Consider the following 26777-nt stretch of genomic DNA (forward strand, 5'->3'; position numbering starts at 1 on the left):
TGTGTATCCACTCGCAATTGTGCTGTCTGATCGCTTCACACCGTGACAGCAACTCCTCCTCCTCTTGCGGATTGCCCAAGGGGCGAATGGGTGTGAGACAAGAAAACAGTCACTTTATGAAAAGTGACCGTCTCCATTCTTTATTCTAAACCTTCATAGAGTGAACGAACAGCCTCAACGACTTGTTCTTGTCCAATTTCTTCTGCATCGCCACCGCGACGGGCTTTTAATTCGACGATTCCTTCTGCCGCTTTTTTGCCGACGTTCAAGCGAACCGGTAGACCGATCAAATCTGCATCGGCGAATTTGACGCCTGCTCGTTCTTTTCGGTCGTCAAGCAGGACGCTGAAACCTGCAGCTGTCAACTCTCGGTATAGTGTTTCTCCGAGTTCAAGCTGTTCTGCATTTTTACCATTGACGACAATCAAATGGACATCATATGGTGCGATCGCTTTTGGCCAAATGATCCCGCGCTCATCGTAATGCTGTTCGACGACTGCCGACAATGTCCGCGAGACACCGATGCCGTAACATCCCATGATGAGTGGTTGTGCTTTACCGCCTTCATCGAGGAACGTCGCTCCCATTCCTTCAGAGTAACGTGTTCCGAGTTTGAAGACTTGACCGACTTCGATGCCACGTGCGAATTTAACGTTTCCGTTGCCGTCTGGTGACGCGTCACCTTCTTCGACGAAGCGCAAGTCTGTATAGTCTGCTTCGAAATCACGACTTGGGTCGACATGGATATAATGCGTTTCCGCTTTGTTTGCACCACAGACAGCGTTCGTCAAGGCACGAATCGCGTAATCGGCGACGATCTTCATGTCTGCCCCAATCGGTCCGAGTGTTCCAGGCGTTGAGTGAAGCGCTGCTTCAATCTCTTCGTCGCTCGCCATCGTGATGTCGAGTGCTCCCAGATAGTTTTTCAACTTGATATCGTTGACTTCGTGATCGCCCCGGACGAGTGCCATGACAAGCCCTTGCTCCGTCTTGAAGATGACGGTCTTGATTGATTCGTTTGCTGGTAAATTCAGATGTGCGCTGACCGCTTCGATCGTCTTCGCATCTGCCGTATGCACTTCTTCAAGTGCTTCTGGTGCTTTGTCTTGCTTCGGATAGGCATCGATGGACTCTGCCATCTCTAAGTTCGCTGCATAATCCGATTGGTCCGAGTAGACGATCGTATCTTCACCGATTGCTGCTAACGCATGGAACTCATGTGTTCCACTACCACCGATTGCACCTGAGTCAGCGACGACTGGACGGAACTCTAGACCAACACGTGTGAAAATCCGCGAATACGTATCAAACATGTTTTGATACTCTTCGTCTAAGCTCTCTTGTGACGAATGGAACGAGTATGCATCTTTCATGATGAACTCACGACCACGTAATAAACCGAAACGTGGCCGACGTTCGTCACGGTATTTCATTTGAATCTGGAAGAGATTGACCGGTAACTTTTTGTACGAGTTCAATTCATCACGAACGATTGAAGTGATCAGTTCCTCGTGCGTCGCTCCGAGCGCGAACCGGCGATCATGACGATCCGTCAAGCGCATTAATTCAGGTCCATAGATATCCCAGCGTCCTGTTTCTTCCCATAGTTCAGCTGGTTGAATTGCTGGCATCAGTAATTCTTGCGCACCCGCTGCCTCTAATTCCTCGCGAATAATTGTCTCGATGTTTGCGAGAACCCGTTTTGCGAGTGGGAGATACGAATAGATTCCAGCGGCATTTTGACGCATGAATCCTGCACGAAGCAAGAGTTGGTGACTGATGGCTTCTGCATCAGATGGTACTTCACGCAACGTTGGCATGAATAGTTTTGATTGTTTCATAATGAGTCACGAACTCCTTTGACTGAGTGATTAATTAAAAGAATTTTTGAATGTCGTTCCAAGTAACGACGAGCATGAGTAACATCAAAAGCGCAAAACCGACGAAGTGAACCAATCCTTCTTTTTGAGGATCGACCGGTTTACCGCGTAAGGCTTCAAGGAAGAGGAACAGCAAGCGTCCTCCGTCAAGTGCTGGAAGTGGCAATAGGTTGAAGACTGCTAAGTTAACGGACAACAGTGCAGTCCATGTCAAGAGCATCGAGAACCCACTATCTGCGACCTGATCGGTCATTTTGACGATCCCGACTGGTCCTGATAATTGATCGACGCCAACGACACCAGTTACGAGATCTCCAACAGCTCCGACGATAAGCGTCGACATCCGCCATGTTTCTGAAACGCCCGTTTGTAGTGCTGTTCCGAATGATTTTTCTGTCTCATTCGTGACACCGATGATGCCAACCTTCTGTTCCCCTTGCTGTTGCACTTTTGGCGTGATCTCAGTTGTCGTCTCTTTTCCATCACGCTCATATTTTACTTCTGTCGCTTTCCCAGCACGATCTTGGAATCCAGCACGTAAATCTGTCCATTTTGCTGTATCCTGTCCGTTGACCGAGATAATCCGGTCACCTTCAACAAGTCCTGCTTGATCGGCAGGTGAACCTTTTTGTACTGTTCCGATGACGCTTTCCCCTGTCGGAGAGCCATTATATAAGGCAAGACCGAATAAAATGACGAACGCGAGGACAAAGTTCATGAACGGTCCTGCAGCAATCGCAAGGACGCGTTTCCAAACGGATTTCGAACCAAATGTGCGATCATACGGCGCAATTTGTGTCCGTGTCTGACCTTCGACAAGAAATGCTGTCGGTGAGACAGGATATCGAACCGATGTCTCGTCTTGTAACCCAACGAGTTCGAGTTGACGCAACAAGTCAATCCGCTCGACAGTAACGACTTGATCGACTTGTGGCTGATCTGCATCGAAATAAATCGTCTCGATGACACCGTCCTTTAACTGTAATCCGACGGTTTGACCTGATTTGATCTCTACGAGTTCAGGTTCTTCACCCGCCATCTTGACGTAACCGCCAATCGGCAACAGGCGCACCGTGTACAACGTCTCATTCTTAAACACTGAAAAGATCTTCGGTCCAAATCCAATCGCGAATTCCCGACAGAGAATACCTGCCCGCTTCGCCATTACGAGATGACCCCATTCATGGACGGCGACGAGTACACCGAACATCAGCACGATTGAAATAAAGGTCGTCATTACTTATCCCATCCTTAGTTAGCGAATGTAAGAGACGATACGAACTCACGCGCCCATCGATCAGCTTCAAGGATTTGATCCAAGGAAGGCTCCTCGATAAGCTCATGAGCTTGAAGCGCCGCCTCGACGCTCGCTTCGATTTCTAAAAAGCGAATGTCCCCTTTTAAGAAACGGTCCACCGCTTGTTCGTTCGCAGCATTGAGTACTGATGGCATCGATCCACCGGCTTGACCCGCTTCAAAAGCAAGTCGTAACAACGGATAACGATCAAATGATGCATCAGCAAAGTGTAAGCGTCCGATTTCCTTTAAGTTTAACCGTTCTCCCCCTTGGATTTCAAGGCGGGACGGATATGTAAGAGCGTACTGAATCGGTTCTCGCATGTCGGGCATACCAAGCTGAGCCATGATAGCTCCATCGTTAAATTCGACCATCGAGTGAATGATGGATTCACGGTGAATGACGACATCGATATCCGCATAGTCGACATCAAATAACCAGTGCGCTTCAATGACTTCGAACCCTTTGTTCATCATCGTCGCCGAATCAATCGTGATTTTTGCTCCCATCGACCAGTTCGGATGCGCGAGTGCTTGTTCGACCGTCACGTCTGCCAGTTCTTCACGTGATTGATCACGGAAGCTTCCGCCTGATGCTGTCAAGATGATTTGACGCACATCTTCTCGCCGCTCCCCGTTCAAGCATTGGAAAATCGCCGCATGTTCACTATCAACGGGTAAAATCGTCACGTTTTTTTCACGTGCAAGCTTCATGACAAGGTGCCCTGCCGTAACGAGTGTTTCTTTGTTCGCAAGACCAATCGTTTTACCCGCCTCAATCGCGGCAAGCGTTGGACGTAAACCAACAGCTCCTACGACCGCTGTAATGACCGTATCGACTTCAGGATGCGTTACGACATCAAGCAATCCTTCTTCACCGATGACGATCGTCGGCTGATAGTTTAACTGTTGCTCGAGTTCTTGACGTGTTGCCTCATCTTGGACTCCGACAAGCATCGGTTGCAAACGATTCAACCACGGTACAGCAACCGTCGTGTTGCGACCAAATGCAAAACTCGTCAATTCAAAAAGATCTGGATTAGCCGCAATGACATCAAGCGTCTGCGTACCAATCGATCCCGTTCCACCGATGATACTGATTTTCTTCATAATGAAGCGCCTCCTCAAGCAAAGATATCGAGTACGACGAGGACCGTAAAGACGATCATCATGCTGTCGAACCGATCAAGAATACCACCATGACCCGGTAGTAACGTTCCAGAATCCTTCACACCATAATGGCGTTTGTAAGCGGACTGGACCAAGTCACCAAGTTGCCCAACGACGGCAACGATGATGGCAAGGACAATGACTTTCCCAAAACCGACTGTCGGTTCGATACTTTCGAACACGACACCGAGTAAGATGGCAAGTAACACGCCACCGACTGCCCCTTCAATCGTCTTGTTCGGGCTGATTGACGGCCACAGTTTATTCTTACCAAATCGCTTCCCGACGAAGTACGCCCCTGAATCCGTAAACCAGATCAAGAGAATGATCAAGAGCGACCACGTTAATCCATGTTCGAGTAAACGGATGTAGGCGAACGATGCAAAACCGACACCAACATAAACCGCAGTCAGCAGTAAAAAGGCGACATCATCGAACGTAAAGACATTTTTCGAAAACACGTTCCAAAAGAGACCGATCAATAAAATGATCATTGCCCAAGCGATTGGTGAAAGTCCGATTGGGAGTGTCCGATCGACTGCCTCTTCATAGATACCGACGAATGGTAATAATGTGCCGATCCCGAATAAAATCCGTGGAATGCGCGAGCCGCTCCATTGTCGCATCCGGACAAGCTCGGTATAACCGAGAATCGTTAGTACTGCCATAAACGCTAAAAAGGGAAGTCCACCGATGTACAAAAGCGCCAAAAAGATGGCGCCTGCCCATATCCCTGTGATAATCCGAGTTTTCATAAGCTAGTTCCTCATTTAATCAGACGCCGCCAAATCGGCGTGTCCGTTGATTGTAATCTTCAATTGCTGCCAAGAAAGCATCCCGACGAAACTCTGGCCACAAGACATCTGTAAAATAAAACTCTGCGTACGCCGCTTGCCAAAGTAAGAAGTTCGATAACCGTTGTTCGCCACTCGTTCGAATCACGAAATCGACATCGGTTACGGATCCTGTCATTAGCTCGCGCTCGATCGTCTCCGGTGTAATCGTCTCCGGTGACAATGTTCCTGCCTGAACCTGTGCGCCCAGTTTTTGCATGACTTGTACGAGCTCATCGCGTCCTCCATAATTCAGAGCGAAAATCAGACGAAGTCCTGTATTGTGTTGCGTATCCAGTTTCGCTTGTTCCACTGCCTCACGTGTGAAATGAGGGAGGCGTGACACTTCTCCTGCTACCTCGACTTTGACATTTTGCGCGTCTAACTCTTTTAAATCCGACTCTAAAAATTGTGCCGGTAGCTTCATGAGAAAACTCACTTCTTCTTCCGGACGCGTCCAATTCTCCGTCGAGAAGGCGTATAATGTCAGACTCTTAACGCCGAGTTCATTTGCAACCCGAACGACTTCACGAATCGATTTCATGCCTTCGCGATGTCCCATGATACGCGGAAGTCCGCGTTTTTGTGCCCATCTACCGTTTCCATCCATGATGATAGCGACGTGCTCAGGCACCCGGTCATAGGTTTCGGTTTCTTTCGTCTGATTCAACCATTGAAACATCCGTACTTCCTCCTCTCTCAATTATGAAGAAAGGGACTCTTCGTGTGACAAAGAGTCCCCCCCATGACGATCCGTCGCGTCATACTTCCATGATTTCTTGTTCTTTTTCCGTTGCTGTCTGATCAAGTTGTTTAACGAACTTGTCTGTCAACGTTTGAACATCTTCTGTGTATCCACGCAAATCATCTTCTGTCAATGCACCATCTTTTTCTTGTTTCTTTAACTGCTCGTTCGTATCACGACGAATGTTACGGAGGGCAACCTTACCTTCTTCCGTATACTTCTTGACGAGTTTGACGAGTTCCTTCCGGCGCTCTTCCGTTAGTGGTGGAATCGCAAGACGGATGACCGTACCATCAGATGATGGCGCAAGACCAAGATCAGCACGTTGAATCGCTTTTTCAATCTCGCTGACCATTGATTTATCCCATGGAGTGATCAAGATCAGACGTGCTTCTGGTGTGTTGACGTTCGCTACTTGATTGAGCGGTGTCGGTGCACCGTAGTATTCGACTTGAACGGGATCTAAAATCGCAACGTTCGCACGACCAGCTCGGAGTGTCGCAAGTTCTTTCTTAAGTGAAAGATGTGCTTTTTCCATCCGTTCTTCGGCTTGTTTTAAAATTTCTTTTGACATATTATTTCCCCCTTACGATTGTCCCGATTTCGTCACCGATGACGACACGTTTGATGTTACCTTCTTCCATCAACGAGAAGACGATGAGCGGGATGTCATTGTCCATACAAAGTGAAGTTGCTGTAGAATCCATGACTTGAAGTCCATCCTTTAAGACATCCAAGTAAGAGAGCGTCTCGAATTTCTTCGCTTCTGGATCAACATTCGGGTCAGCTGAGTAGACACCATCGACGTTGTTTTTCGCCATCAAGATGACCTCTGCTTCAATTTCAGCTGCACGAAGAGCAGCTGTCGTATCTGTTGAGAAGTACGGGTTCCCTGTACCTGCTGCAAAGATGACGACGCGTCCTTTTTCGAGGTGACGCATCGCACGGCGTCGAATGTACGGTTCTGCTACTTGGCGCATCTCGATTGATGTTTGAACACGTGTTTCAACACCTACATCTTCTAAGCTGTCTTGAAGCGCAAGCGAGTTCATGACTGTCGCTAACATCCCCATATAATCGGCGTTGGCCCGGTCCATCCCAAGTTCTGCACCTGTTTTGCCACGCCAAATGTTTCCAGCTCCGACAACGACCGCTACTTCGACGTTCAATTCAACTAATTCGCGAATCTGTTCCGAGATAGATTTGACGATGACAGGATTGATCCCAAACCCTTGATCTCCTGCGAGCGCTTCTCCGCTCAATTTTAACACAATCCGGTTATATTTCGGTTGCATGACTATGTCCCCCTTGCTAAATTCCGTAAAAAAGGAACACGAACCACTTCCACACGAAAGTGGATTGAAGCATACGTGTTCCTTCTCTTGTCATCAGGATGATCCCGATTCTTATTTTTTAAGTTGGTTCATAACTTCTTCAGCGAAGTTCTCTTCGCGTTTTTCCATACCTTCTCCAACTTCGAAGCGTACGAATGACACGACTTTACCGCCTTTAGATTCTACATATTTACCAACTTTGAAGTCTGGATCCTTGACGAACGTTTGATCGACGAGGCAGATTTCCTCGAAGAACTTGTTCATACGACCAACGATCATTTTTTCAACGATGTTAGCTGGTTTTCCTTCGTTCAATGCTTGCTCAGTGAGGACTTTTTCTTCACGTGCTTTTTCTTCTTCTGTGACAGAAGTACGGTCAACGTAAAGTGGACGTGCTGCTGCAATGTGCATTGCAACGTCTTTTGCAACTGTTTCGTCTGTCGTACCTTCGATGACGACGACTGAACCGATGCGTCCACCCATGTGGAGGTAAGAACCGAAGACTGCATCATCTGCTTTTGTGAAGAGCGCTACGCGACGGAGTGAGATTTTCTCTCCGATTGTTGAAGCTTCTTCTGAGATGTATGTGTCGATTGTTTTACCTGCTTCGTATTCAGAAGCAAGAGCAGCTTCTGCTGTCTCAGAACCGTTACGGAGAACAGCGTCTGCGATGTTTTGAACGAGTGTTTGGAAACGTTCGTTTTTCGCAACGAAGTCTGTTTCTGAGTTGATTTCGACGAGTGCCGCTTTGTTGCCGTCAACTGCAACTGCAGTCAACCCTTCAGCTGCAATACGATCGCCTTTTGCTGCTGCTTTAGCGATCCCTTTTTCACGCAAGAAATCTACTGCTGCGTTCATGTCACCGTCAGTTTCAACGAGTGCTTTTTTGCAGTCGAGCATACCTGCACCTGTTTTTTCACGAAGTTCTTTAACCATTGCTGCTGTAATAGCCATTCGATATTCCTCCTTATAACATCCTTAGTTTCAAAAAAAAGGTGATAAAAGGTCGATTCCCTTTATCACCTGGCATCACGAATTACTCAGCGTCTGCTACTACTTCTTCAGTAGTTTCAGGTGCTACGTTATCTTCGCCTTGTTTAACTTCGAGGATTGCGTCAGCCATTTTACCAGTGAGCAATTTGACTGCACGGATCGCATCGTCGTTCGCTGGGATGACGTAGTCGATTTCGTCTGGATCACAGTTAGTATCAACAATCGCAACGATTGGGATGTTGAGTTTGTGTGCTTCTGCAATCGCGATACGCTCTTTGCGTGGGTCAACGATGAAGAGTGCATCCGGAACGCCTGGCATATCTTTGATACCGCCGAGGAATTTCTCAAGACGAGTCATTTCTTTTTTAAGAATGATGACTTCTTTTTTAGGAAGAACTTCGAATGTACCGTTCTCTTCCATTTTTTCGAGTTGTTTCAAACGGTTGATACGTTTTTTGATTGTAGAGAAGTTCGTGAGAGTTCCACCCAACCAACGTTCGTTGATGAAGTATTGACCTGCACGGATCGCTTCTTCTTTCACAGTGTCTTGAGCTTGTTTTTTCGTACCAACGAAAAGAACGTTTCCGCCTTCTGACGCTACTTCACGGATGAAGTTGTATGCTTCGTCTACTTTTTTGACCGTTTTTTGAAGGTCGATGATGTAGATTCCGTTCCGTTCTGTGAAGATGTATTTTGCCATTTTTGGGTTCCAACGGCGTGTTTGGTGACCGAAGTGTACACCAGCTTCTAACAATTGTTTCATCGAGATTACTGCCATGATGAATTCCTCCTTTTGGGTTTTGGATGTCCTCCGCGATGATCGTCTATCCAGCTAACCTATTAAAGGCACCGCAGCTGGCGATACATGCGTGCGTAATTAACACCGTAGACTAATATAGCATAAAGATTACCGAGGGGCAACCTTCGTTTGATGAGAAAGTTTAGCAATCAAAGCAACCTCGCCCGTCCCCCGATTCAAAGACCGTGCAAGCGTCTCAAGATCCGCTCCTTCTCGTAGCGCCTGCTTGACATCCGTTAACGGTGGTTCTTGTGAAATGGATTGTTCAATTTCGACGGTTTCCGATTTCTCGTAAGTAGCCGCCTCCACCATATGTGGAGACGCATCCGGTACTTGATCAACCTGTTCGTTCGCTACATTTACGGATGTCTCCGTCATGGCGTTGACGTTCTCCATGAAATGTAATAAAACTTGTTCCGTCTCATTCTTTTCACGTTCCAACCGTGTAATTCGGTCTTTGAGCGCTGCCTGCTGGCGAAATAACACCAGCAGCGCATAACAAACTAAAGCAGCTAATAAAATATAAACGACAGTCATAATTCTTCCTTTCACATGGCGACACGATCTGCTAAGTAGGCACTTCCGAGCGCATTCTTCAACTTACGAAGCGCTTTTGAATGGATTTGTGAAATACGGGAAGTCGAGAGCCCGAGGACTTCACCAATTTCCGTAAGCGTCAATTCTTCATAATAGAATAACGAGACGACAAGTTGTTCTTTTTCGGATAACCCTTCGACTTCCTCTGCCAGTTTAGCGATCAACTCCCGCATTAATAACATATCTTCCGGTGTAGCAGTATCTGGATCTAAATAGGAGACGGTCATCGCCTTCCCCTCATCCTGTAGCGTGACTGCTTCATCGATCGATAATACATTCGCAAAATAGCTTTCTGCTAAAGCACCCTTGACCTCGTCAGGTGTCATGTCGACGATGGAAGAGACTTCGTCTAACGTCGGCGTCCGTTGCAAAGATTGTTCAAGGATCTCGACGGCTGCCTCGACCCGTTTTGCTTTTTCCCGTAAGGAACGTGGTAACCAATCGATTTTACGAAGCCCATCTAAAATAGCTCCTCGAATCCGAAAGGCGGCATACGTGTCGAATTTATTATTATGATTTTGATCGAATTTTTGAAGCGCATCGTACAATCCCATCATACCTAAACTTTTCAACTCGTCTCGATCGACACTTTTAGGCAACGTCGCACTTAAACGCTGAACGTGGTATTGAACAAGTGGTTCATAATTGTGAAGTAACAGATCTGCCACCGCAATATCGCGTGTGGTCAGCCATCGATCCCAAAGTTGTTGTAATTCCTCACGCATGACCATTCCTCCTCTAGATTTCCAGCGTCCCGACATTCACCGTCCGGATGACGAGACGCCCTGATTGTGAGTGGAACTCGATCGTTCGTCCATTCGTGCCGCCAACATCTTCGGCAACGAGTGGAATTTTGACTTGTTGAAGCATTGCTTTGACCGCAGCGATGTTTCGCTCACCGATCCGCATTGATTCATGTTCATACTTAAATTGAAACATCTGAGCCCCTCCCGCAATCTTCGCACGTAATCGGATGGCTCCACTTGCTCGTAATTCGCGGGCTACCTCTAGAATTGCCGTATCCGCGAACTTTCCGACTTCAAGCTCCCGATTCCGACTGATCGCTGAATCAGGCAACATGACATGCGCCATACTCGATAACCCTCGTTCCTGGTCATAGATGACGACGCCTACACACGATCCAAGACCCGCCGTCCGTAAAATGACGGGGCGTTTACAGATGGCGTACTCCGCAATCCCAATCCGTACGATTTCATCCATTCAAGTCCACACCCAATCGTTCGAAGACCGTCTGAAAGGCGTTCGCTTCAGGCAACAAAAGTAAATGTCCGGTCAAATCGTTTCCTGCACTAGACAAGTGCGTGTCGATATAGACAGCCATATTGCCTGGAGTCGTAGATTCAAGTAAGGCTACTTCAAGTAACGCACCAACCATATCAAACGCTGATGCAGGAACACTGACATGTAACGATAAATCAAGCCAATCGGAGATAGCCCGAGCATATGCTCCTATTAAAATATTCCCAATTTCTTCCCAAGCAGAAACCCCCATTTCGTGAGAATCGGAAAAAAAGTGGAATTCCGTCTGCATCAATTGGCTCACGAGCTTCTCTGCATCACGAAGTGGCATCAAAAAAAGTAACGTTGCTTGAATATCGCCAGAAAAACGTAACAATGCACCAGCGGTATACGTTTCCGCTCCTCCACTTCGCTCGATGATCGTCGTGAAATCCTCAAGTTCAGCGGAAGGTACCTCGATCTCAATCGGTTGTCCAAGTAAGGTCGAAAGTGCTGTCGCTGCGTGACCAGCTCCAATGTTGCCGACTTCCCGTAAAATGTCCCGTTCGTTTGGATTAAGCATGAACGATGTCCTCAAATAAGCGATTCGGTTCAATCAACGAAAACAATTGCTGATCGCCTTTTGCGACTGCAGTCAAATACGAGGCATCCTCCTGCTTTTGTTCACTGAGCGGTTCAATCCGAACATCCGTTGATTCGACGACTTCGTTTGCCCGGTCGACGATGAATCCAGCGTCCCCATGCTCCAAAGTGGCGATGATGATGCGTGTTTCTTCCGTTTCTTCCATTAATTCGAATCCAAGGCGGGCACGCAGGTCAATCACGGGAGTGACGACACCTCGCAAATTGATGACTCCTTTGACATAGGATGCAGCGTTCGGAATCCGTGTGATTGGGATGAGCCGTTCGATTGAACGAACAGACTGTACATCAATACCGTATGCATTATCTTCTAATTGAAAAACAACCCATTTTTGTTCCATCTTCGTTCCCCTCACTTCCGTAATAGTGCATTGCTGTCAATGATCAATGCGACTTGTCCGTCTCCAAGAATCGTCGCGCCAGAAATGGCACGGATGCCTTCTAGATAACTACCGAGTGGCTTCATGACGATCTCCTGTTGACCAATCAATTCGGATACGATCAACCCTGCTAATTTTTCGCCACTCCGGACGACGACGACCGAATAGGCTTCTGCCTCATGTTGTGGCAATCCGTAAACTTCATTCAGCGAAATAAGTGGAACCAATTGTCCACGGAAATCAAATACTTTTTCCCGGTGCGCTTGCAGGATCGCCGATTTACGTAAAGATGTCGTCTCGATGATGGCAGTCAGTGGAATTGCATACGTTTCTTGTCCGAGCTCAACGAGCATGGCTGAGATGATCGAGAGCGTCAATGGTAAACTGATACGGAAAATCGTTCCTTCTCCGCGGCGTGTCTCAACGAACACTTCTCCACCCAATGATTCGATCTTCGATTTGACGACGTCGAGACCAACACCACGACCAGACAAGTCCGTGACTTCTTCTGCCGTCGAGAAACCAGGTGCGAATAACAGCATCGAAGCCTCCTCGATCGTTAATTGCATCGCTTCTTCTTCCGTGATCAATCCTTTTTCAATCGCAATCCGTGTGACACGTTCGTGATTGATACCTGCTCCATCATCTTCAATCTCGATGAAGACTCGGTTTCCTGAATGGTAGGCACGAAGCGAAAGATTTCCTTCGACCGGCTTATTCGCTAAAATCCGTTCCGCTTTGTTTTCAATTCCATGATCGATCGCATTACGGATCAAGTGGACGAGTGGATCACCAATCTCATCGATGACTGTGCGATCAAGCTCCGTCTCAGCACCCGTAATGTGTAGTTTGATATGTTTTCCGACATCCTTCGAAACGGAACGCACCATTCGTGGGAATCGGTTGAATACTTGTTCGATCGGCATCATTCGTAACGTTAAAACGAGTGATTGCAATTCGTTCGTACCTCGTTTGATCCGTTCGACCGTATCTGTCAATTCCGGTGAGCTGACTTCTGCTGCAATACGCTCCAATCGTCCGCGGTCGATGATGAACTCTTCGAACAGATTCATCAAACGATCAATCCGCTCGAGATTGACACGAATCGTTTTCGAAGCGACAGGCACAGATAGATCTGTCTGTTCTGGTGATTCCGGTGAAGCTGTTGGTGCAGGTACTGATGTCGCAACCGGCACTTCCTGTGGAAGGGTGGATGTCGCCACCTCTGCTTCTGGTGTTGCTTCAAACACGTCCATCTTTACTGTTGCGACTTCAGAAACCGATGCAACCGCCTCTTGAATGACCGATTGCTCTTGTTGCGTCACGAATAAAACAGAGAATGACGTCTCAAAATGTTCTTGCTCCAGTTCATCAGATGTCGGATTCGACAAAATGACATCTCCGAGCTGTTGTAAACGATCAAAGACCATGTAAACACGTGCCGCTTTTAAGATGACGTCTGCTGAAAGTTCGACTTGGACGATATAGGCTTGATAACCGGACGCAATCGATTGTTTGACGACCGCTTCCGAATAGACATCACATTCGAATGTTGATGGTGCAGTTGATGGTGCAGTTGATGGCGTAACCGAAATGATCTCTTCTTGTTCGGGACGAATGAACTGCTGTAATCGTCTCACTGTTTCCGTAACGTCAAGTTTCCCTTTTCCACCGCGACTGATGTCTTCTACCATCGTTTCCAGTTGCTCAGCAGCAACGAATAGGACATCGATCAATTCAGCTGTAGCGGGTTGTTTCTTTGATCTGACTAAATCAAGGGCGCTCTCCATCTCATGCGTCAAATCAGCGATCGCATCATATCCCATCGTTCCTGCCATCCCTTTTAGCGTATGGGCAGAACGGAAAATTTGATCGATGACCGCTTCATCGTCTAATCGTTCTTCAAAAACCAATAAGCTTGTGTTAATAGCTTGTAAATGCTCCATCGACTCATCGAGGAACAACCCCACATATTCATTTAAGTCCATGACTGATACCCTCCTTTAATCTTAACGGACATGATCTTTTCGTTTTTTCAGACGATGTAACAATCGATCTAAAAACTTCCGTTCTTTGACTTGTACACCTGTTAGAGACGTCGTGATATGATCGAGTCGCCAACTGACGTCACTCGTTCGATCCATCAAGTAAAATGGCATCTGTGCCTTGACTGCTTTGACGACTGTCGGATCTTCCGGCAAAAAACCGGTAAAGCGCAGTGGTTTTTGTAAAAATTGTTGGCTGACGAGCGCCAGTCGATCAAACGTTTCAAGTGCTTCTCCACCATTCGTCGCCCGATTGACGACTACGGAAATCGGAAGATCCGTCGCATGATGGTGTGCCAGTTTGACGAACGCATAACCGTCCATGATTGAAGTCGGCTCTGGCGTGACGATCAACCAGGCTTCGTCTGCACTACTGATAAAATCAAACGTCTGATGGTTGGCGCCGGCTCCTAAATCGAGCAACACAAAATCATACTCATAGAAAAATTGGAACTCCCGCAGTAGGAACACGACATCCTCCTTCGTCAGATTCGTCAGTTCTGCAAATCCACTCCCGCCATGAATGAAATGAAGGGATGGCGACTGTTCAACGATTGCGTGCTGGAGTGATTCTCGTCGTTTGACGCATTCCATCAAGGATGACTTCGATGATTTACCGAATAGAATACCAATGTTCGCCATCCCGATATCAAGATCAATCAAGAGTACTCGTTTTTCTTGTAACGATAATGCCACGCCAAGATTCACCGCGACATTCGTTTTTCCAACGCCACCTTTTCCACTCACGATGGCAATCGTCTTCGTTTCCTTGACAGTCACTTTTGATCGTAAGACACGTGCTTGATCTTCTCGCATCATCTCATCCCTCTCTCGACGATCATTCGGGATAACTCATCCGCCGTAGCGAACGTGATGTCTTCTGGCACTTCTTGCCCCGTTGTCACGCAATAGATTGGTAACTTCGTCTCTGTCATAAGCCCAAACATCGACCACAGTTCACTTGTTTCATCTGCTTTCGAAAAAACGATCCCTGATAAGGGAATCTTGCTGAAACGATCGTGGATCTGTAATAAATCTCGGTATTTCGATGTCAAACTAAGAACTAAAAACACATCCGTATCTTCAAAGTCATGACGACTTCGTAATTGCTCTACATATGCTTCATCAAGGAAATTTCGTCCCGCTGTATCGACAAGTACGATATCGCATGAAGCTAGCGCCTGCTTCGCTCGTTCAAAATCTTCCAGGTCGTATGCAACATGAATCGGAATGCCTAATATGTCGGCATATGTCTTCAGTTGCTCAATCGCTGAGATCCGGTATGTATCGGTTGTGATGAGACCAACTCGTTGATTTTTAATGAGCGTATGATGTGCAGCGAGTTTAGCGATGGTCGTCGTCTTACCGACACCAGTTGGTCCCGTTAACATGACATAACGTGCAGTCGATGTTGTTACACGTAATGCCGTTTTTACTTCTTCAGTTAAAAGATCGGTTAACTCCGTTTGCTGCGTTTGATAGTACGCAGTTAGTAATCGCTCATGCAATCGTTCAGACACTTGTTGTAACGCTGGTTCTGCCAACAGCGGCGCATAATGTCGCAATTCTTTTGGCAATGGTCGTTCGCCGACCGTAACGATCGTCGGACGCACGGGGATCGGTTGGATGGTTTCCACAATGTCCTTCCGACTCGTTGCTTGCTTCGAGACGATCGGTTCGTTCGACACATGTTCATCCACCGATGCAACCAGTTCCACTTTTTTCTTCGCAAATAAGCCAAAGAATCCGCCCACTTTGATATGCCGAGTATTTAATATGATGGCATCGTTACCGAGTTCGCGTTTGATGCGTTCCATGGCTTCGCTAACGGAATCCGCCGTGACTTTTTTGACTATCATCGCTTAAATCACCCCAATACTCTTAACTTCAATCGTCGGCATTAATTCGTTATAAGACAAAATCGGAATATCTGGAAAATACCGTTCTGTCAATTGACGGACGAACATCCGGATACTTGGAGAAGTCAGGATGATCGGATGCGCCCCGTACCGTTCGAATTCCGCTGCCCTCTCTTGCAATGTCTCGATGAAACGTGTCGCTTTTTCGGGATCAAGCGCTAAATAATTTCCGAACTCCGTCTTTTGGATGGCCGACTGGATATCCAGTTCCATCTCACTCGAGACCGTCACGACATGCAAGACATCTCCTTGCATGACTTGTTCCGTAATTTGCCGCGATAAGGATTGACGGACATATTCAGCAAGTAGTTCGCTGTCTTTCGTCACAGCTGCATAGTCCGCGAGCGTTTCGAAAATCAATGGTAGATTTCGAATCGAGACTTTTTCTTTTAATAATTGAACGAATACTTTTTGAAGTTCCCCGATTGATAACAGTTGTGGTGTTACTTCCTCGACCAAAATCGGATGCGATTCCTTCAAATGATCAACCAACTGTTTCGTCTCTTCCCGACCGAGTAATTCAGCGGCATGCTTCTTCAAGAGCTCCGTTAAATGTGTCGCAACGACGGATGGTGGATCAACAACCGTATACCCTGACATCTCTGCTCGACTGCGTGTCTGTTCATCAATCCAGAGTGCCGGCATACCGAATGCTGGTTCAACCGTATCGATCCCTCGAATTTCTGGATCATCGACACCCGGGCTCATCGCTAAATAATGATCGAGTAACAGTTCACCACTTGCCATCTCACTTCCGCGAATCTTGATTCGATAATGGTTCGGTGATAACTGCAGATGATCACGAATCCGAACGGTCGGTAGGACAAAACCAAGTTCGAGTGCTAGCTGCCGACGAATCATGACGACACGATCGAGTAAATCGCCACCTTGCGCTTCATCAGCGAGTGGAATCAAACCGTAACCGAATTCAAATTCAATCGTATCGACATTCAGTAAGGAAATGACCGATTCACTCGAACGCAAGTTTTCGCTCGGCGCTTCCTCAACAGCGACCTCTTCTTGCATCGTCTTCGTCGTCTGCTTCATTCGCCAAGCGAAGAAGCCAAATAACGCTGCAATCGGCATCGTGACGTAATCGGGAATCGCTGTGAATAGTCCGAGTAAGAAGATTGCTCCAGCCGCGATTCCGACAAGTAATGGCGTCCGTGTCAATTGACCGATGACATCCTCACCAAGGTTTCCGTCGGATGTCGAGCGCGTGACGATGATCCCGGTCGCAACCGAAATCAAAAGTGCTGGAATCTGACTGACGAGACCGTCCCCAACTGTTAACAACGTATACAATTTGACTGACTCCGCCATCGGTAAGCCTTGCTGAACGACACCGATGATCATTCCGAAGATCAAGTTAATGATGACGATGATGATACCAGCGATCGCATCTCCTTTAACGAACTTCGAGGCCCCGTCCATCGCCCCATAAAAGTCTGCTTCCGATTGAATTTTTTGGCGGCGGGTCCGGGCTTGCACTTCGTCAATCATGCCGGAGTTCAGGTCGGCGTCGATTGCCATCTGTTTTCCGGGCATCGCGTCAAGCGTAAAACGTGCCGACACTTCCGAGACTCGTTCCGAACCTTTCGTGATGACGAGAAACTGGATCAAGACGAGTATCAAGAAGACGACGAAACCGACGAGCGCATTTCCGCCGACGACAAAATCACCAAATGCTTCAATGACTTCGCCACCGTTTCCGTTTGATAGGATCGCCCGTGTCGTCGAGACGTTAAGCGCCAGACGAAATAGAGTGACGATCAGCAACAGCGTTGGAAATACAGAAAACTCAAGTGCCTCTTTGGCATTCATCGCAACGAGTAATACCATCAAAGCAATTAAGATATTGATGATGATTAAAAAATCGAGCATGATAGCGGGCAGTGGGATGACGAGCATGAAGACGATCATGATGACGCCTAGCAGAACCGTTAAATCTCGTGTTGATATACTCATGATGCTTCATCCTTTCATTTTGCTTGTTTCAGTTGATAGACAAAGGCGAGTGTTTCAGCGAGCGCCTGATAGAACGTTTCATCCACTGCCATACCAATCTCTGTTTGAGCGAACAACGCCCGTGCCAGCGGACGATTTTCAACAATCGGGACATCAGCTGCTGTCGCCTTCTCCCGAATCCGGAACGCGACAGCATCTACGCCTTTTGCAACGACGATCGGTGCCATATGTTTTCCGTCATCGTATTGAATCGCTACCGCATAATGGGTCGGGTTCGTGATGACGACGTCGGCATTCGGTATTTCTTGCATCATCCGCCGCATCGCCATCTCCCGTTGTTGTTGTTTAATCTTTCCTTTGATTTGAGGGTCGCCTTCCGTGTTCTTATGCTCATCCTTTAAATCCTGTTTACTCATTCGAATCGACTTTTCAAAATCAAATTTTTGATAAGCGAAGTCCAGAATGGCTAACGCGATCAAGGCGATACTGACCGACAAACCGAGCAAAAATGTTAAATGACCAATGATAGCTAACGCATCGCCGATTGGTTCCGAGGTCAGCCTCGAAATCTCGACCTTGTTATTCCACAGAACAGTGCCACTCGTGACACCGATGACTAACAGTTTAAAAACGGATTTCAAAAACTCGACGAGTGCTTTAACGCTAACGATCCGTTTGACGCCTTGAAGCGGATTGATCCGGTCCAGCTTCGGCTGAATCGCCTCACCACTTAAGAGCACACCAATCTGAACGAAGTTTCCAAGGATCCCGATGACGACCGCTGTTAAAAAGAAGGGGGCGACTAAAATCCCCATTTGTATCAGCATCTCGACTAAAATCTGTTCAATTCGTCCCTCTTCGACGGCTTGCAGAACTTGACTTGCACTGAGACCATCTTGTAGGACGAGTACGAATCGCCGTCCTAGAAATGGACCGAAAAAATAGAGAACAAGAAACATCGCGAATAACATAAAACTGCTCGTTAAATCTGCTGATTTTGCGACCTGTCCCTTTTTACGCGAGTCATCCCGCTTTCGAGGTGTCGCTTTTTCCGTCTTCTCACCAGCGAAGTACTGAAGATCAAGGCGTAATCGATATGAATGCATGTCCTTAACCTCCTAGTAATCGAATGGCGTCTGCAAGTACATCTTGCAACAATGGAACGAATCGACCGATTCCTGTGATCGTCGCTCCTGCTAATAAAAACAGAATCGCGTATCCCATTAACAGTTTGACGGAAAAACCAATCGCAAAAATGTTGAACTGGGGTGCCGTTTTCGCTAAGAAACCGAGTGCGAGATCCACTAAAAAGAGTGAAACAACAAGTGGCATCGCCATTTGTAAGGCAGTCAACATCGCAAGTCCGACGACACGGATGACCAAACTCATTCCTGCGTCGCCTGATACCGCAATCAGACTGCCCGGCGGAAAGATCTGAAAGCTCGTATAGATGCCGTCCAGTAAAATGAGATGCATATCAGAAGCGAGCAGGACGAGTAACGTCAGCATGTAATAAAATCGTCCGACGATTGGTGACTGTCCGCCAAACATCGGATCATAAGCGGAAGCCATCGCAAGACCCATCTGTAAATCAATGATCGAACCCGCAATTTGTGGGGCGTATAATAAAAAACTGGCAAGTAAGCCAAGAGCTAGCCCCACTAAGACTTCCGTTCCCATCCGAAAGAAAAAATCGAAGTCTTCTACACGAACGTCCGTCTTCACGGCGTAACTCGCAAAGTAAGCAAGACCCGCCGCAAGTGCTAATTTATGTTGCGCTGGTAATTGTCTTGATGAAAACAAAGGCGCCGCAACGAGAAAACCGACGATCCGTCCAAAGACGAGCAGAAAAACACTCAGGAAAGAAAGTAATGTCATTTTCGGGAAACCTCAGCGATTTGTTTGAATAGATCAATCGTAAAGGTCTGTAACTCCTGCATAATCCAAGGTCCAAAGAAGACGAGTGCTAAAAACACGGCAACAATCTTTGGAACAAACGATAACGTCTGTTCCTGAATCTGCGTCGTCGCCTGCAAAATACTGACGAGCAGACCAACGACGAGCGAGACGAGTAACAAGGGGGCCGATACTTTGAGTAATGTCCAGACAGCAGAACTCGCCAACTGAATAATCATTTCTTGAGTCATCTTTTCTCCCCCTAACGCATACTGACGAGCAGTGATTCAACAATCAGGTGCCAGCCATCGACTAAAATAAATAACAGCAATTTAAACGGTAACGCAATCATGACTGGCGGTAACATCATCATTCCCATCGACATCAAAACACTCGAGACGACCATGTCGATGACAAGGAAAGGAATGAAGATCATGAAGCCGATTTGGAAGGCTGTCTTCAATTCACTAATCGCATATGCTGGAACGAGTGCGACGAGTGGAATATCTTCAATCTTTTCCGGTTTTTCATAATTACCGTATTTTAAGAATAGTTCTAAATCATTCGTTCGCGTGTGCTTCGACATGAAGCGTTTCATCGTATCTCCTGCTTTATCAAACGCTTCATCTTGACTAATTTTATCAGCCATGTATGGTTTTAAAGCCGTCGTGTTTAATTCCGATATGACGGGCGACATGACGAAAAGCGTAATGAATAAGGCCAGTCCGACGAGTAGCTGGTTCGGCGGCGTCTGTTGTGTTCCGAGAGCCGAACGGACGAACGACAACACGACGACGACACGCGTGAAACAAGTCATTAAGATTAGTAACGAGGGCGCCAGTGATAACAACGTCAGTAATACGAGCAGTTTAATCGATGTTGCTGTTCCTGACGGAGTATCGAGTGAGATCAGGTTTTCAATCGTATTCATGAGCGCCCTCGATTCTTCTGCAGTTGCTCGAGTTGTTGTTTGAACGTCTCAAGAAATGGTGAAGGTGCTGATTTCGAAGATGACTCTTCAAGATCCGTCGGTTCGTATCCCTCTAAATCGTCCAGCGTGTCTAAGAGTTGTACGTTCTCCCCAACACCGACGACATAAATCTTATCCTGCACTTTCACTAACTGAACCGATCGATCCTTACCAAGTGGTACACCACCTAGATGGGTCAAACGTCCGGAATGTCTGACGCCTCGCGTCCGCTCGTGAATAAAACGTGTCACGAGGATGAATCCGCCGATCAAGACGACGAGAACGACGACTCCTTTAAAGATGGTCAATGCCATGGAAGGACTCTCATCGACTTGCTGAGTCGTCGGTGCATCGTTCTTGGTTGGATTTAATTTTTCTTCGACCGTTTCAGCCTGTACAGGAAATGTCAGCAGAAACAGAAGACAAATCAGCAAAGTCACTTTTTTCATGACGAGACAGTTTTCGAGACCGCTTCAAGCACACGATCGGCTTGGAACGGTTTGACGATGAAATCTTTTGCACCTGCTTGAATCGCGTCGATGACCATCGACTGTTGCCCCATCGCTGAACACATGATGACTTTAGCGGCAGGATTGAATGCTTTGATTTCTTTAAGCGCAGAGATTCCGTCCATCTCAGGCATCGTAATGTCTAGCGTGACGAGGTCTGGTGTCAATTCCTTATACTTCGTGACCGCTTCGCGTCCGTTTTCTGCTTCACCGACGACATCATAGCCGTTCTTCGATAGAATTTCCTTGATCATCATCCGCATGAAAGCGGCGTCGTCTACGATTAATACTTTTGCACTCATATTAGTTCCTCCTTAGAACATCCGAAGACGTTCTTTTGTATTTACGATTTCCGTAATGCGTACACCGAAGTTCTCTTCGATGACGACCACTTCACCCGTTGCGATCAATGTATTGTTGACAAGAACGTCAACTGGTTCCCCTGCCAGTTTATCCAGCTCGATGACAGAACCTTGTGTTAATTCCAATATGTCACGAACGGAGCGGCGTGTCCGTCCTAACTCAACCGTGACGTTCAACGGAACATCATATAACATTCCGATATTCCCTGGCGTGCCCTCTACTTCCATCTCACCTAACTGACTAAATTGAACTGGACTGACACCGACTGGCGTTGCTTTCGGTTCAGGTGGTGGGACGACCGTTCGTTGTTCCATCGCTGGTGCCGGTGTCGGTTGCGCTTGTGGTTGTGGTTGTTCTGGTTGCGCTTGTGCCGTTGCTTGTGGTGCAGGTTCTGCTTGTTGGGTCGTACTCGCGCTAAAGAGTTTTTGAATCAATTGTTTCGAGAAATCCAGTGGTGCTAATTGAACGATTTTTGAATCAATCATCGTGCCAATCTTCAAATCAAACTCGATGATGACCATGTTCTCCCAAAGAGAAAAGCTATCGACGATGCTCTTATCTTGTGAAAAATCAAAAATTTCAACAGCAGGTGGTGAGATATCGATTCGCATGGAGAACACTGTCGACATCGAAGTCGCAGCAGCTCCCATCATCTGATTCATCGCTTCCTGTACAGCAGATAGAGCAATCGGATCCATCTCAAGCGATTCATCAATGACACCATCGCCTCCCATCATCAGGTTCGCGATGACAGAAGCATCTCGCTGTGTCAGGATCAGGACATTTTCTCCTTTAAATCCTTCTGTATAGCCGACACGCAACGCGACGTGCGGAATCGGATAACGACTTCGTAATTCTTCCATCGAAATCATCCGAACATGTGGTGTCGTGATTTCTACTTTTTGATTCAACAATGCCGATAAGGCCGTTGCTGAATTCCCAAGTGAGATGTTTCCGACTTCCCCTAGCGCATCGATTTCCATATCATCTAATATTTCCTCTGCGTCCGAATCTTGCGGTTCATCGTTTGATGGCGTTCCGCGTAACAACGCATCGATTTCATCTTGCGAAAGCATATCGCTCATGTTATTCCTCCTCAATTCGTTGTAAGACTTGCAAAGCGAGGTGTTTCCCGTTTAGTCCCGGTCGGGCTTTGAACATCTTCCGGTCATCGACGAATACATCGACGGCATCCGAGGCTCGCGTCTTCAGGGATAAACAATCGCCTACTTCGAGGTGTAACAATTCACCAAACGATAGCTCTGTTTGGCCGAGCACTGCTTTTAAATCGACGACGGAACTCATCAACTGCGTTTGCATGTGTTCAGACTCTTGATTATCTGCTGTCGTTCGCTTTTCTTGTTGCATCCAATAATGACTTGATAATTTCGGAAGAACGGATTCAAGGGTCACGAACGGCAAACAGACATTCAACGTACCGCTCACTTCTCCAACCGTTACGTAAATCGATACGAGGATGACCGTCTCATTCGGAGAAACGAGCTGTAGAAACTGCGGATTGATTTCTAAATCGTCGTACTCCGCCTCGACTTCCGTCACCGACTCCCAAGCGGCGCCATATTGGACGAAGGCACGTTTGAACAATTGTGTCAGAATACGCGTCTCGATTTCCGTCAAATTTTCAATCTTGTTCATCCCTTCACCCGGTCCTCCAAGTAATCGATCGAGCATCGCATAAGCAATGTTCGGATTGACTTCGAACAAGACTTTTCCATCAAGCGGATGAAGGTTCACAAGATTGATCAATGTCATGTTCGGAATAGAATGAATGAATTCATCGTACGGGAGTTGCTCGACTGTATTGACCGTGAACTGGACGTACGTCCGAAGTTGTGCAGAAAAATGCGTCGTCAACACTCGGGCGAACTGTTCATGGATACGCGTCAAATTCCGTAATTGATCTTTTGAGAAGCGAAGCGCTCGTTTAAAGTCATAGACTTTGACACGGCGCTGCTCCTCTTGGCTTCGGATTTCCTCGACTTCCATATCTCCGCTTGAAATGGCTGATAGCAAGGCATCGATTTCATGTTGGGATAATACTTCGCTCATGCTGCCACCTCACTGGATGATTTTTTTCGTCGTATAGACACGCTGTACATCACCTTCTTGGATGAGCTTCTTGAACTGCATCCGTAACCGTTCTTCGAGCTTCTCCATATCCGCTTTTGAGTCTAAGTCCGACTTTTTCATCGCAGATAAATCACCTAAGATGATGTTATTAATTTGAAACTTTCGTAATTCTAAATCATCACGCGTTGCTTGATCGTCCGTAACGATCGTGAATTGGACATTCAAGAACCGTTCGTCTGCGATGTTCGTCGTCAAGTCGTCTGTCTGAAGACTTCGTGCATCAAGTTCTTCACCCGTCGGCTGTTCGACTTTTGCTTCTGTCGTATCATTAGCTAAAAAGTAATTCATGATCATATAACCTGCCCCAACCATCAGTGCTGCGACAATGATCATGATTAAAGGGATTTTTAGTTTACTCTTCTTCTTTTCCTCGGCCATCTTCGAGCCTCCTTACACTGTTCAAGCCCGCTAATCCGATTTGTTGATAAAAAGCGATTGCGATTGCCTTGACCTCTTCTATTGATTCCTTCACGACATAAATCTGTCCGCCAACAAGTTGAATCGTCGTATCCGGAGTGGAACGGACAGATTCAATCAGAATAGCGTTTAGTACGAGTGGTGCATTACGTAATGTCGTTAGCGTAATCATCGTTTCAGGTTGACCAATTCCTCAAGAACTTGGTCAGAAGTCGTAATGATTCGCGTATTCGCTTGGAAACCACGTTGGGCAATGATCATCTCCGTGAATTCTTCTGATAAATCGACGTTTGACATTTCGAGCGTTCCAGATGTCAATTGACCCATTCCGTTCAAGCTCGGTGTTCCAAGTACTGGCTCACCTGAGTTTTGCGACGCTGCGAACACGTTGACACCTGATTTTTCTAAACCACCTGGGTTAGCAAAGTTCGCGATCGTGATATAACCGACGTTTTGTAATGCTCCTGTCGTATCGACGTAAGTGACGAGACCGTCTTTACCGATTGATAAGTTACGTGCATCCGTTGGTACTTTTAGTTTTTGGAATCCTGCGCCACCTGCTTCCGGAAGGGGTACCGGTGGTGTCTCGCCATCTGCAATTGCTTGAGAGTCACTACCAATCAAATAGTTTCCGTCGCCGGTAACCAAGTTTCCTTCAAGATCGGTATAGAAGTTACCTGAACGGGTATAACGAATCCCTTCCGCCGTGACGACTTGGAAAAATCCTTCCCCAGAAATCCCGACATCGAGGACGCGACCCGTATTTTGAAGCGCACCTTGGTTATACACATTATCGACTGTTGACATCGATGCTCCGAGACCGACCTGTTTTGGGTTCGTTCCACCGACATTGCCACCAGCACCGGATGATGAACCAACCGATTGGCTGACGAGATCCTTAAACGTCACCCGTCCTTTTTTATAACCGAACGTGTTGACGTTCGCGATGTTATTCCCGACGACATCCAGTTTCGTCTGGAAGTTCTTAAGCCCACTGATTCCTGAATACATTGAACGTAACATTATTTTTCCTCCTTTGATTGAATCTGCGTCAACTCGTATACACTAATCTGTTTTCCGTTCGATAGTTCGGCCATGATATCCAGCCCATCCCGTTTTACACTAACGACACTGGCTGTCTCTTCGACGGTCGTCGTCTGTTCTGCTCCAGAAGCATCGGTCGTCTTTGACTCGGCTTCATAACTGACGTTCTTACCAATCAGATTGCTGTAGGATAATAACGCCGTCGCATGTTGGTTCAAGACCATCGTGTCCATCGTCTTCCCGATTGCTTGCATCTGTTCAAGTGAAGAAAACTGCGCCATCTGAGCAATGAAATCCTTATCTTCCATCGGTGCCGTCGGGTCCTGATTCGACAGTTGGGCAATCAGAATTTTCATGAACATATCTTTATCCATTGCTTTATTCGTCGGTACTTGTGACTTTTCAGGAAGCTGGTATGAAGTACCCTCTGTTTTGATTGCATCAGTCATCGTCTTCCTCCTCTTCTTCCTCTACTGGAGCGGGTGTTTCTTGATAAGGGGACTCATGCTCCTGCTGATCTCGTGTGAAGGACTGTTGAAACTCCCGTGCACTAGATGCGATCATCCCCGTCTCGATCTTCACGACCGGCGTCTGCTGGTGTAAAGCTGTCTGCAATTTTCCGAGTTGTTGCTCGATCGATTGTTTCGCTTGTTCAGTACTCGCAAACAGTTTGATGGTCAATGCCCCCTCCTTACGATCGAGTTGAACGACGACCTCTCCAAGCTGCTCTGGATAAAGACGAATCGACAATCGAGTTGACCCGTCAGCACCTTTTAAGAACGGTGCCTGTTGAAGTGCAGCTTCAATCCGTTGTTGAATCTGTTCTGGTACGGGTAGCGGCACTGGACGAATCGTTTGCAACGGGGTACCCTTGTAAATCGGCATGCTCATTGGAGTCAGCGCGGCTTTTCCTTCTGGATCAACGGGCATGGTCGCTTTTCGCATGAGTGAAGCGAATGCCAACGGAAGCGGTGTCTTTCCTTTTGCCTGCTCAGCTACAGCTACAGTGTCCGACTTGAGCGCTTCGACAATAGGACCAGTTTGCGGGAGCGTCTGTTTCACAGGCAACGCGGAAATGTCTCCTTCAATCGTAGTAAGTAATGGTTGTTTTAAGTTGTTCGTATGATGATCTTTCATTTTGATCGTATCGTTCGTTACTGTCTGCAAGACGACTTGCTGAAGCAATGGTGGCAATTGATCGAACTGATTTTTCGCCTGCTCGACATTTCCCTCAAGCAATTGTTTGACGAACGCTAGTAATTGTTCCATTTTCTTCGGTTCTTGTTTTAACGCCTCTACTTCCGGTTGTTTCAGTAAAGAGAGAAGATCGTCCGGTTGATCTACGAGTTCTTGTATCCAATCCGGTAATAGTGGTGTCTCCACTTTCGTCTCGAGTGCTGTCAAATCAGCTGAGACCGGTGACGATGACGTTGTTGGTAACTTTGTCAGATAATCCAGTAACGAAGCAAATTGACCACCAACCGTGGTCATCTCTCCTTTTTTCCCTGTTCCAGTATTCAAGTTCGGGGAGGATGATTGTATTACTTCCGTCATGTTCATCTGGCT

General features: G+C 47.0%; 31 protein-coding genes. All 31 read right to left on the bottom strand.

Going from position 1 to position 26777, the window contains the following annotated elements:
* Positions 1-140: 140 nt before the first annotated feature.
* The 31 genes from KNQ11_RS06760 to KNQ11_RS06910 all read right to left on the bottom strand — a co-directional run bounded on the left by KNQ11_RS06760 (position 141) and on the right by KNQ11_RS06910 (position 26771).
* Positions 141-1841 carry a proline--tRNA ligase gene (locus KNQ11_RS06760; RefSeq protein ID WP_047393839.1) on the bottom strand — a complete coding sequence of 567 codons (1701 nt, stop codon included), beginning with the start codon at positions 1839-1841 and terminating at the stop codon, positions 141-143.
* Between the two features lie 34 nt (positions 1842-1875).
* Positions 1876-3117: an RIP metalloprotease RseP gene (rseP, locus tag KNQ11_RS06765; RefSeq protein WP_023468687.1), complete on the bottom strand. Its 1242-nt coding sequence runs from the start codon at positions 3115-3117 to the stop codon at positions 1876-1878.
* Positions 3118-3131: 14 nt separating this feature from the next.
* A complete protein-coding gene (locus KNQ11_RS06770; RefSeq protein ID WP_214770679.1) occupies positions 3132-4286 on the bottom strand; it encodes a 1-deoxy-D-xylulose-5-phosphate reductoisomerase in 1155 nt (384 codons plus the stop codon).
* Between the two features lie 14 nt (positions 4287-4300).
* Entirely contained in the window at positions 4301-5101 is an 801-nt protein-coding gene (locus KNQ11_RS06775; RefSeq protein WP_023468689.1) for a phosphatidate cytidylyltransferase, read from the bottom strand.
* Positions 5102-5120: 19 nt separating this feature from the next.
* Positions 5121-5861, bottom strand: a complete 741-nt coding sequence (locus KNQ11_RS06780) for an undecaprenyl pyrophosphate synthase (RefSeq protein WP_214770681.1) — start codon at positions 5859-5861, stop codon at positions 5121-5123.
* 79 nt (positions 5862-5940) lie between these two features.
* Entirely contained in the window at positions 5941-6498 is a 558-nt protein-coding gene (frr, locus tag KNQ11_RS06785; RefSeq protein ID WP_058704863.1) for a ribosome recycling factor, read from the bottom strand.
* A gap of 1 nt (position 6499) precedes the next feature.
* A complete protein-coding gene (pyrH, locus tag KNQ11_RS06790; protein WP_029342047.1) occupies positions 6500-7219 on the bottom strand; it encodes a UMP kinase in 720 nt (239 codons plus the stop codon).
* Between the two features lie 111 nt (positions 7220-7330).
* Positions 7331-8212: a translation elongation factor Ts gene (tsf, locus tag KNQ11_RS06795; protein WP_023468693.1), complete on the bottom strand. Its 882-nt coding sequence runs from the start codon at positions 8210-8212 to the stop codon at positions 7331-7333.
* Between the two features lie 82 nt (positions 8213-8294).
* Positions 8295-9029, bottom strand: a complete 735-nt coding sequence (gene rpsB / locus KNQ11_RS06800) for a 30S ribosomal protein S2 (protein ID WP_012370721.1) — start codon at positions 9027-9029, stop codon at positions 8295-8297.
* 129 nt (positions 9030-9158) lie between these two features.
* Positions 9159-9587, bottom strand: a complete 429-nt coding sequence (locus KNQ11_RS06805; RefSeq protein WP_214770683.1) for a hypothetical protein — start codon at positions 9585-9587, stop codon at positions 9159-9161.
* 11 nt (positions 9588-9598) lie between these two features.
* Entirely contained in the window at positions 9599-10372 is a 774-nt protein-coding gene (locus KNQ11_RS06810) for a FliA/WhiG family RNA polymerase sigma factor (RefSeq protein WP_047393832.1), read from the bottom strand.
* Positions 10373-10385: 13 nt separating this feature from the next.
* On the bottom strand, positions 10386-10868 hold the full coding sequence (locus KNQ11_RS06815; RefSeq protein ID WP_214770686.1) for a chemotaxis protein CheD: 483 nt from the start codon (positions 10866-10868) through the stop codon (positions 10386-10388).
* Positions 10861-11469 carry a chemotaxis protein CheC gene (locus KNQ11_RS06820; protein WP_029342053.1) on the bottom strand — a complete coding sequence of 203 codons (609 nt, stop codon included), beginning with the start codon at positions 11467-11469 and terminating at the stop codon, positions 10861-10863. The genes KNQ11_RS06815 and KNQ11_RS06820 overlap by 8 nt, the downstream gene beginning before the upstream one ends.
* The gene (locus KNQ11_RS06825) at positions 11462-11890 is read right to left on the bottom strand and encodes a chemotaxis protein CheW (RefSeq protein WP_029342054.1); all 429 of its coding nucleotides are present in this window, start codon (positions 11888-11890) and stop codon (positions 11462-11464) included. The genes KNQ11_RS06820 and KNQ11_RS06825 overlap by 8 nt, the downstream gene beginning before the upstream one ends.
* Before the next feature lie 11 nt (positions 11891-11901).
* Positions 11902-13917 (bottom strand): chemotaxis protein CheA, encoded by a 2016-nt coding sequence (locus tag KNQ11_RS06830; protein WP_214770689.1) that lies wholly within the window; start codon positions 13915-13917, stop codon positions 11902-11904.
* 21 nt (positions 13918-13938) lie between these two features.
* Positions 13939-14793, bottom strand: a complete 855-nt coding sequence (locus tag KNQ11_RS06835) for a MinD/ParA family protein (protein WP_050677468.1) — start codon at positions 14791-14793, stop codon at positions 13939-13941.
* A complete protein-coding gene (locus KNQ11_RS06840; RefSeq protein WP_214770692.1) occupies positions 14790-15833 on the bottom strand; it encodes a flagellar biosynthesis protein FlhF in 1044 nt (347 codons plus the stop codon). Before KNQ11_RS06840 ends, KNQ11_RS06835 begins: the two co-directional genes overlap by 4 nt.
* A gap of 3 nt (positions 15834-15836) precedes the next feature.
* On the bottom strand, positions 15837-17861 hold the full coding sequence (flhA, locus tag KNQ11_RS06845; RefSeq protein ID WP_214770707.1) for a flagellar biosynthesis protein FlhA: 2025 nt from the start codon (positions 17859-17861) through the stop codon (positions 15837-15839).
* A gap of 14 nt (positions 17862-17875) precedes the next feature.
* Positions 17876-18967, bottom strand: coding sequence for a flagellar biosynthesis protein FlhB (gene flhB, locus KNQ11_RS06850; protein WP_029342059.1), 1092 nt, complete (start codon positions 18965-18967; stop codon positions 17876-17878).
* Positions 18968-18971: 4 nt separating this feature from the next.
* The gene (gene fliR / locus KNQ11_RS06855) at positions 18972-19739 is read right to left on the bottom strand and encodes a flagellar biosynthetic protein FliR (protein ID WP_029342060.1); all 768 of its coding nucleotides are present in this window, start codon (positions 19737-19739) and stop codon (positions 18972-18974) included.
* On the bottom strand, positions 19736-20008 hold the full coding sequence (fliQ, locus tag KNQ11_RS06860) for a flagellar biosynthesis protein FliQ (protein WP_023468705.1): 273 nt from the start codon (positions 20006-20008) through the stop codon (positions 19736-19738). Before fliQ ends, fliR begins: the two co-directional genes overlap by 4 nt.
* Before the next feature lie 11 nt (positions 20009-20019).
* Positions 20020-20688 carry a flagellar type III secretion system pore protein FliP gene (gene fliP / locus KNQ11_RS06865; RefSeq protein ID WP_029342061.1) on the bottom strand — a complete coding sequence of 223 codons (669 nt, stop codon included), beginning with the start codon at positions 20686-20688 and terminating at the stop codon, positions 20020-20022.
* On the bottom strand, positions 20685-21176 hold the full coding sequence (locus tag KNQ11_RS06870; RefSeq protein ID WP_050677472.1) for a flagellar biosynthetic protein FliO: 492 nt from the start codon (positions 21174-21176) through the stop codon (positions 20685-20687). The genes fliP and KNQ11_RS06870 overlap by 4 nt, the downstream gene beginning before the upstream one ends.
* Positions 21173-21538 (bottom strand): response regulator, encoded by a 366-nt coding sequence (locus KNQ11_RS06875; protein ID WP_029342063.1) that lies wholly within the window; start codon positions 21536-21538, stop codon positions 21173-21175. The genes KNQ11_RS06870 and KNQ11_RS06875 overlap by 4 nt, the downstream gene beginning before the upstream one ends.
* Positions 21539-21550: 12 nt before the next feature.
* On the bottom strand, positions 21551-22684 hold the full coding sequence (fliY, locus tag KNQ11_RS06880) for a flagellar motor switch phosphatase FliY (RefSeq protein ID WP_050677473.1): 1134 nt from the start codon (positions 22682-22684) through the stop codon (positions 21551-21553).
* A gap of 1 nt (position 22685) precedes the next feature.
* Positions 22686-23669, bottom strand: coding sequence for a flagellar motor switch protein FliM (gene fliM / locus KNQ11_RS06885; RefSeq protein WP_029342065.1), 984 nt, complete (start codon positions 23667-23669; stop codon positions 22686-22688).
* A gap of 9 nt (positions 23670-23678) precedes the next feature.
* Positions 23679-24083 carry a flagellar basal body-associated FliL family protein gene (locus KNQ11_RS06890; protein ID WP_231681733.1) on the bottom strand — a complete coding sequence of 135 codons (405 nt, stop codon included), beginning with the start codon at positions 24081-24083 and terminating at the stop codon, positions 23679-23681.
* A gap of 19 nt (positions 24084-24102) precedes the next feature.
* Complete coding sequence (locus KNQ11_RS06895) at positions 24103-24339, bottom strand: flagellar FlbD family protein (RefSeq protein ID WP_029342067.1); 237 nt, start codon at positions 24337-24339, stop codon at positions 24103-24105.
* Positions 24336-25190: a flagellar basal body rod protein FlgG gene (flgG, locus tag KNQ11_RS06900; RefSeq protein WP_029342068.1), complete on the bottom strand. Its 855-nt coding sequence runs from the start codon at positions 25188-25190 to the stop codon at positions 24336-24338. Before flgG ends, KNQ11_RS06895 begins: the two co-directional genes overlap by 4 nt.
* Positions 25190-25660 (bottom strand): flagellar hook capping FlgD N-terminal domain-containing protein, encoded by a 471-nt coding sequence (locus KNQ11_RS06905; protein ID WP_047393808.1) that lies wholly within the window; start codon positions 25658-25660, stop codon positions 25190-25192. Before KNQ11_RS06905 ends, flgG begins: the two co-directional genes overlap by 1 nt.
* On the bottom strand, positions 25653-26771 hold the full coding sequence (locus tag KNQ11_RS06910; RefSeq protein WP_133207504.1) for a flagellar hook-length control protein FliK: 1119 nt from the start codon (positions 26769-26771) through the stop codon (positions 25653-25655). Before KNQ11_RS06910 ends, KNQ11_RS06905 begins: the two co-directional genes overlap by 8 nt.
* Between the last annotated feature and the right edge of the window lie 6 nt (positions 26772-26777).

Origin of the sequence: Exiguobacterium sp. s39, assembly GCF_018618925.1 — a bacterium.
Classification (GTDB): Bacteria; Bacillota; Bacilli; order Exiguobacteriales; family Exiguobacteriaceae; genus Exiguobacterium_A; species Exiguobacterium_A abrahamii.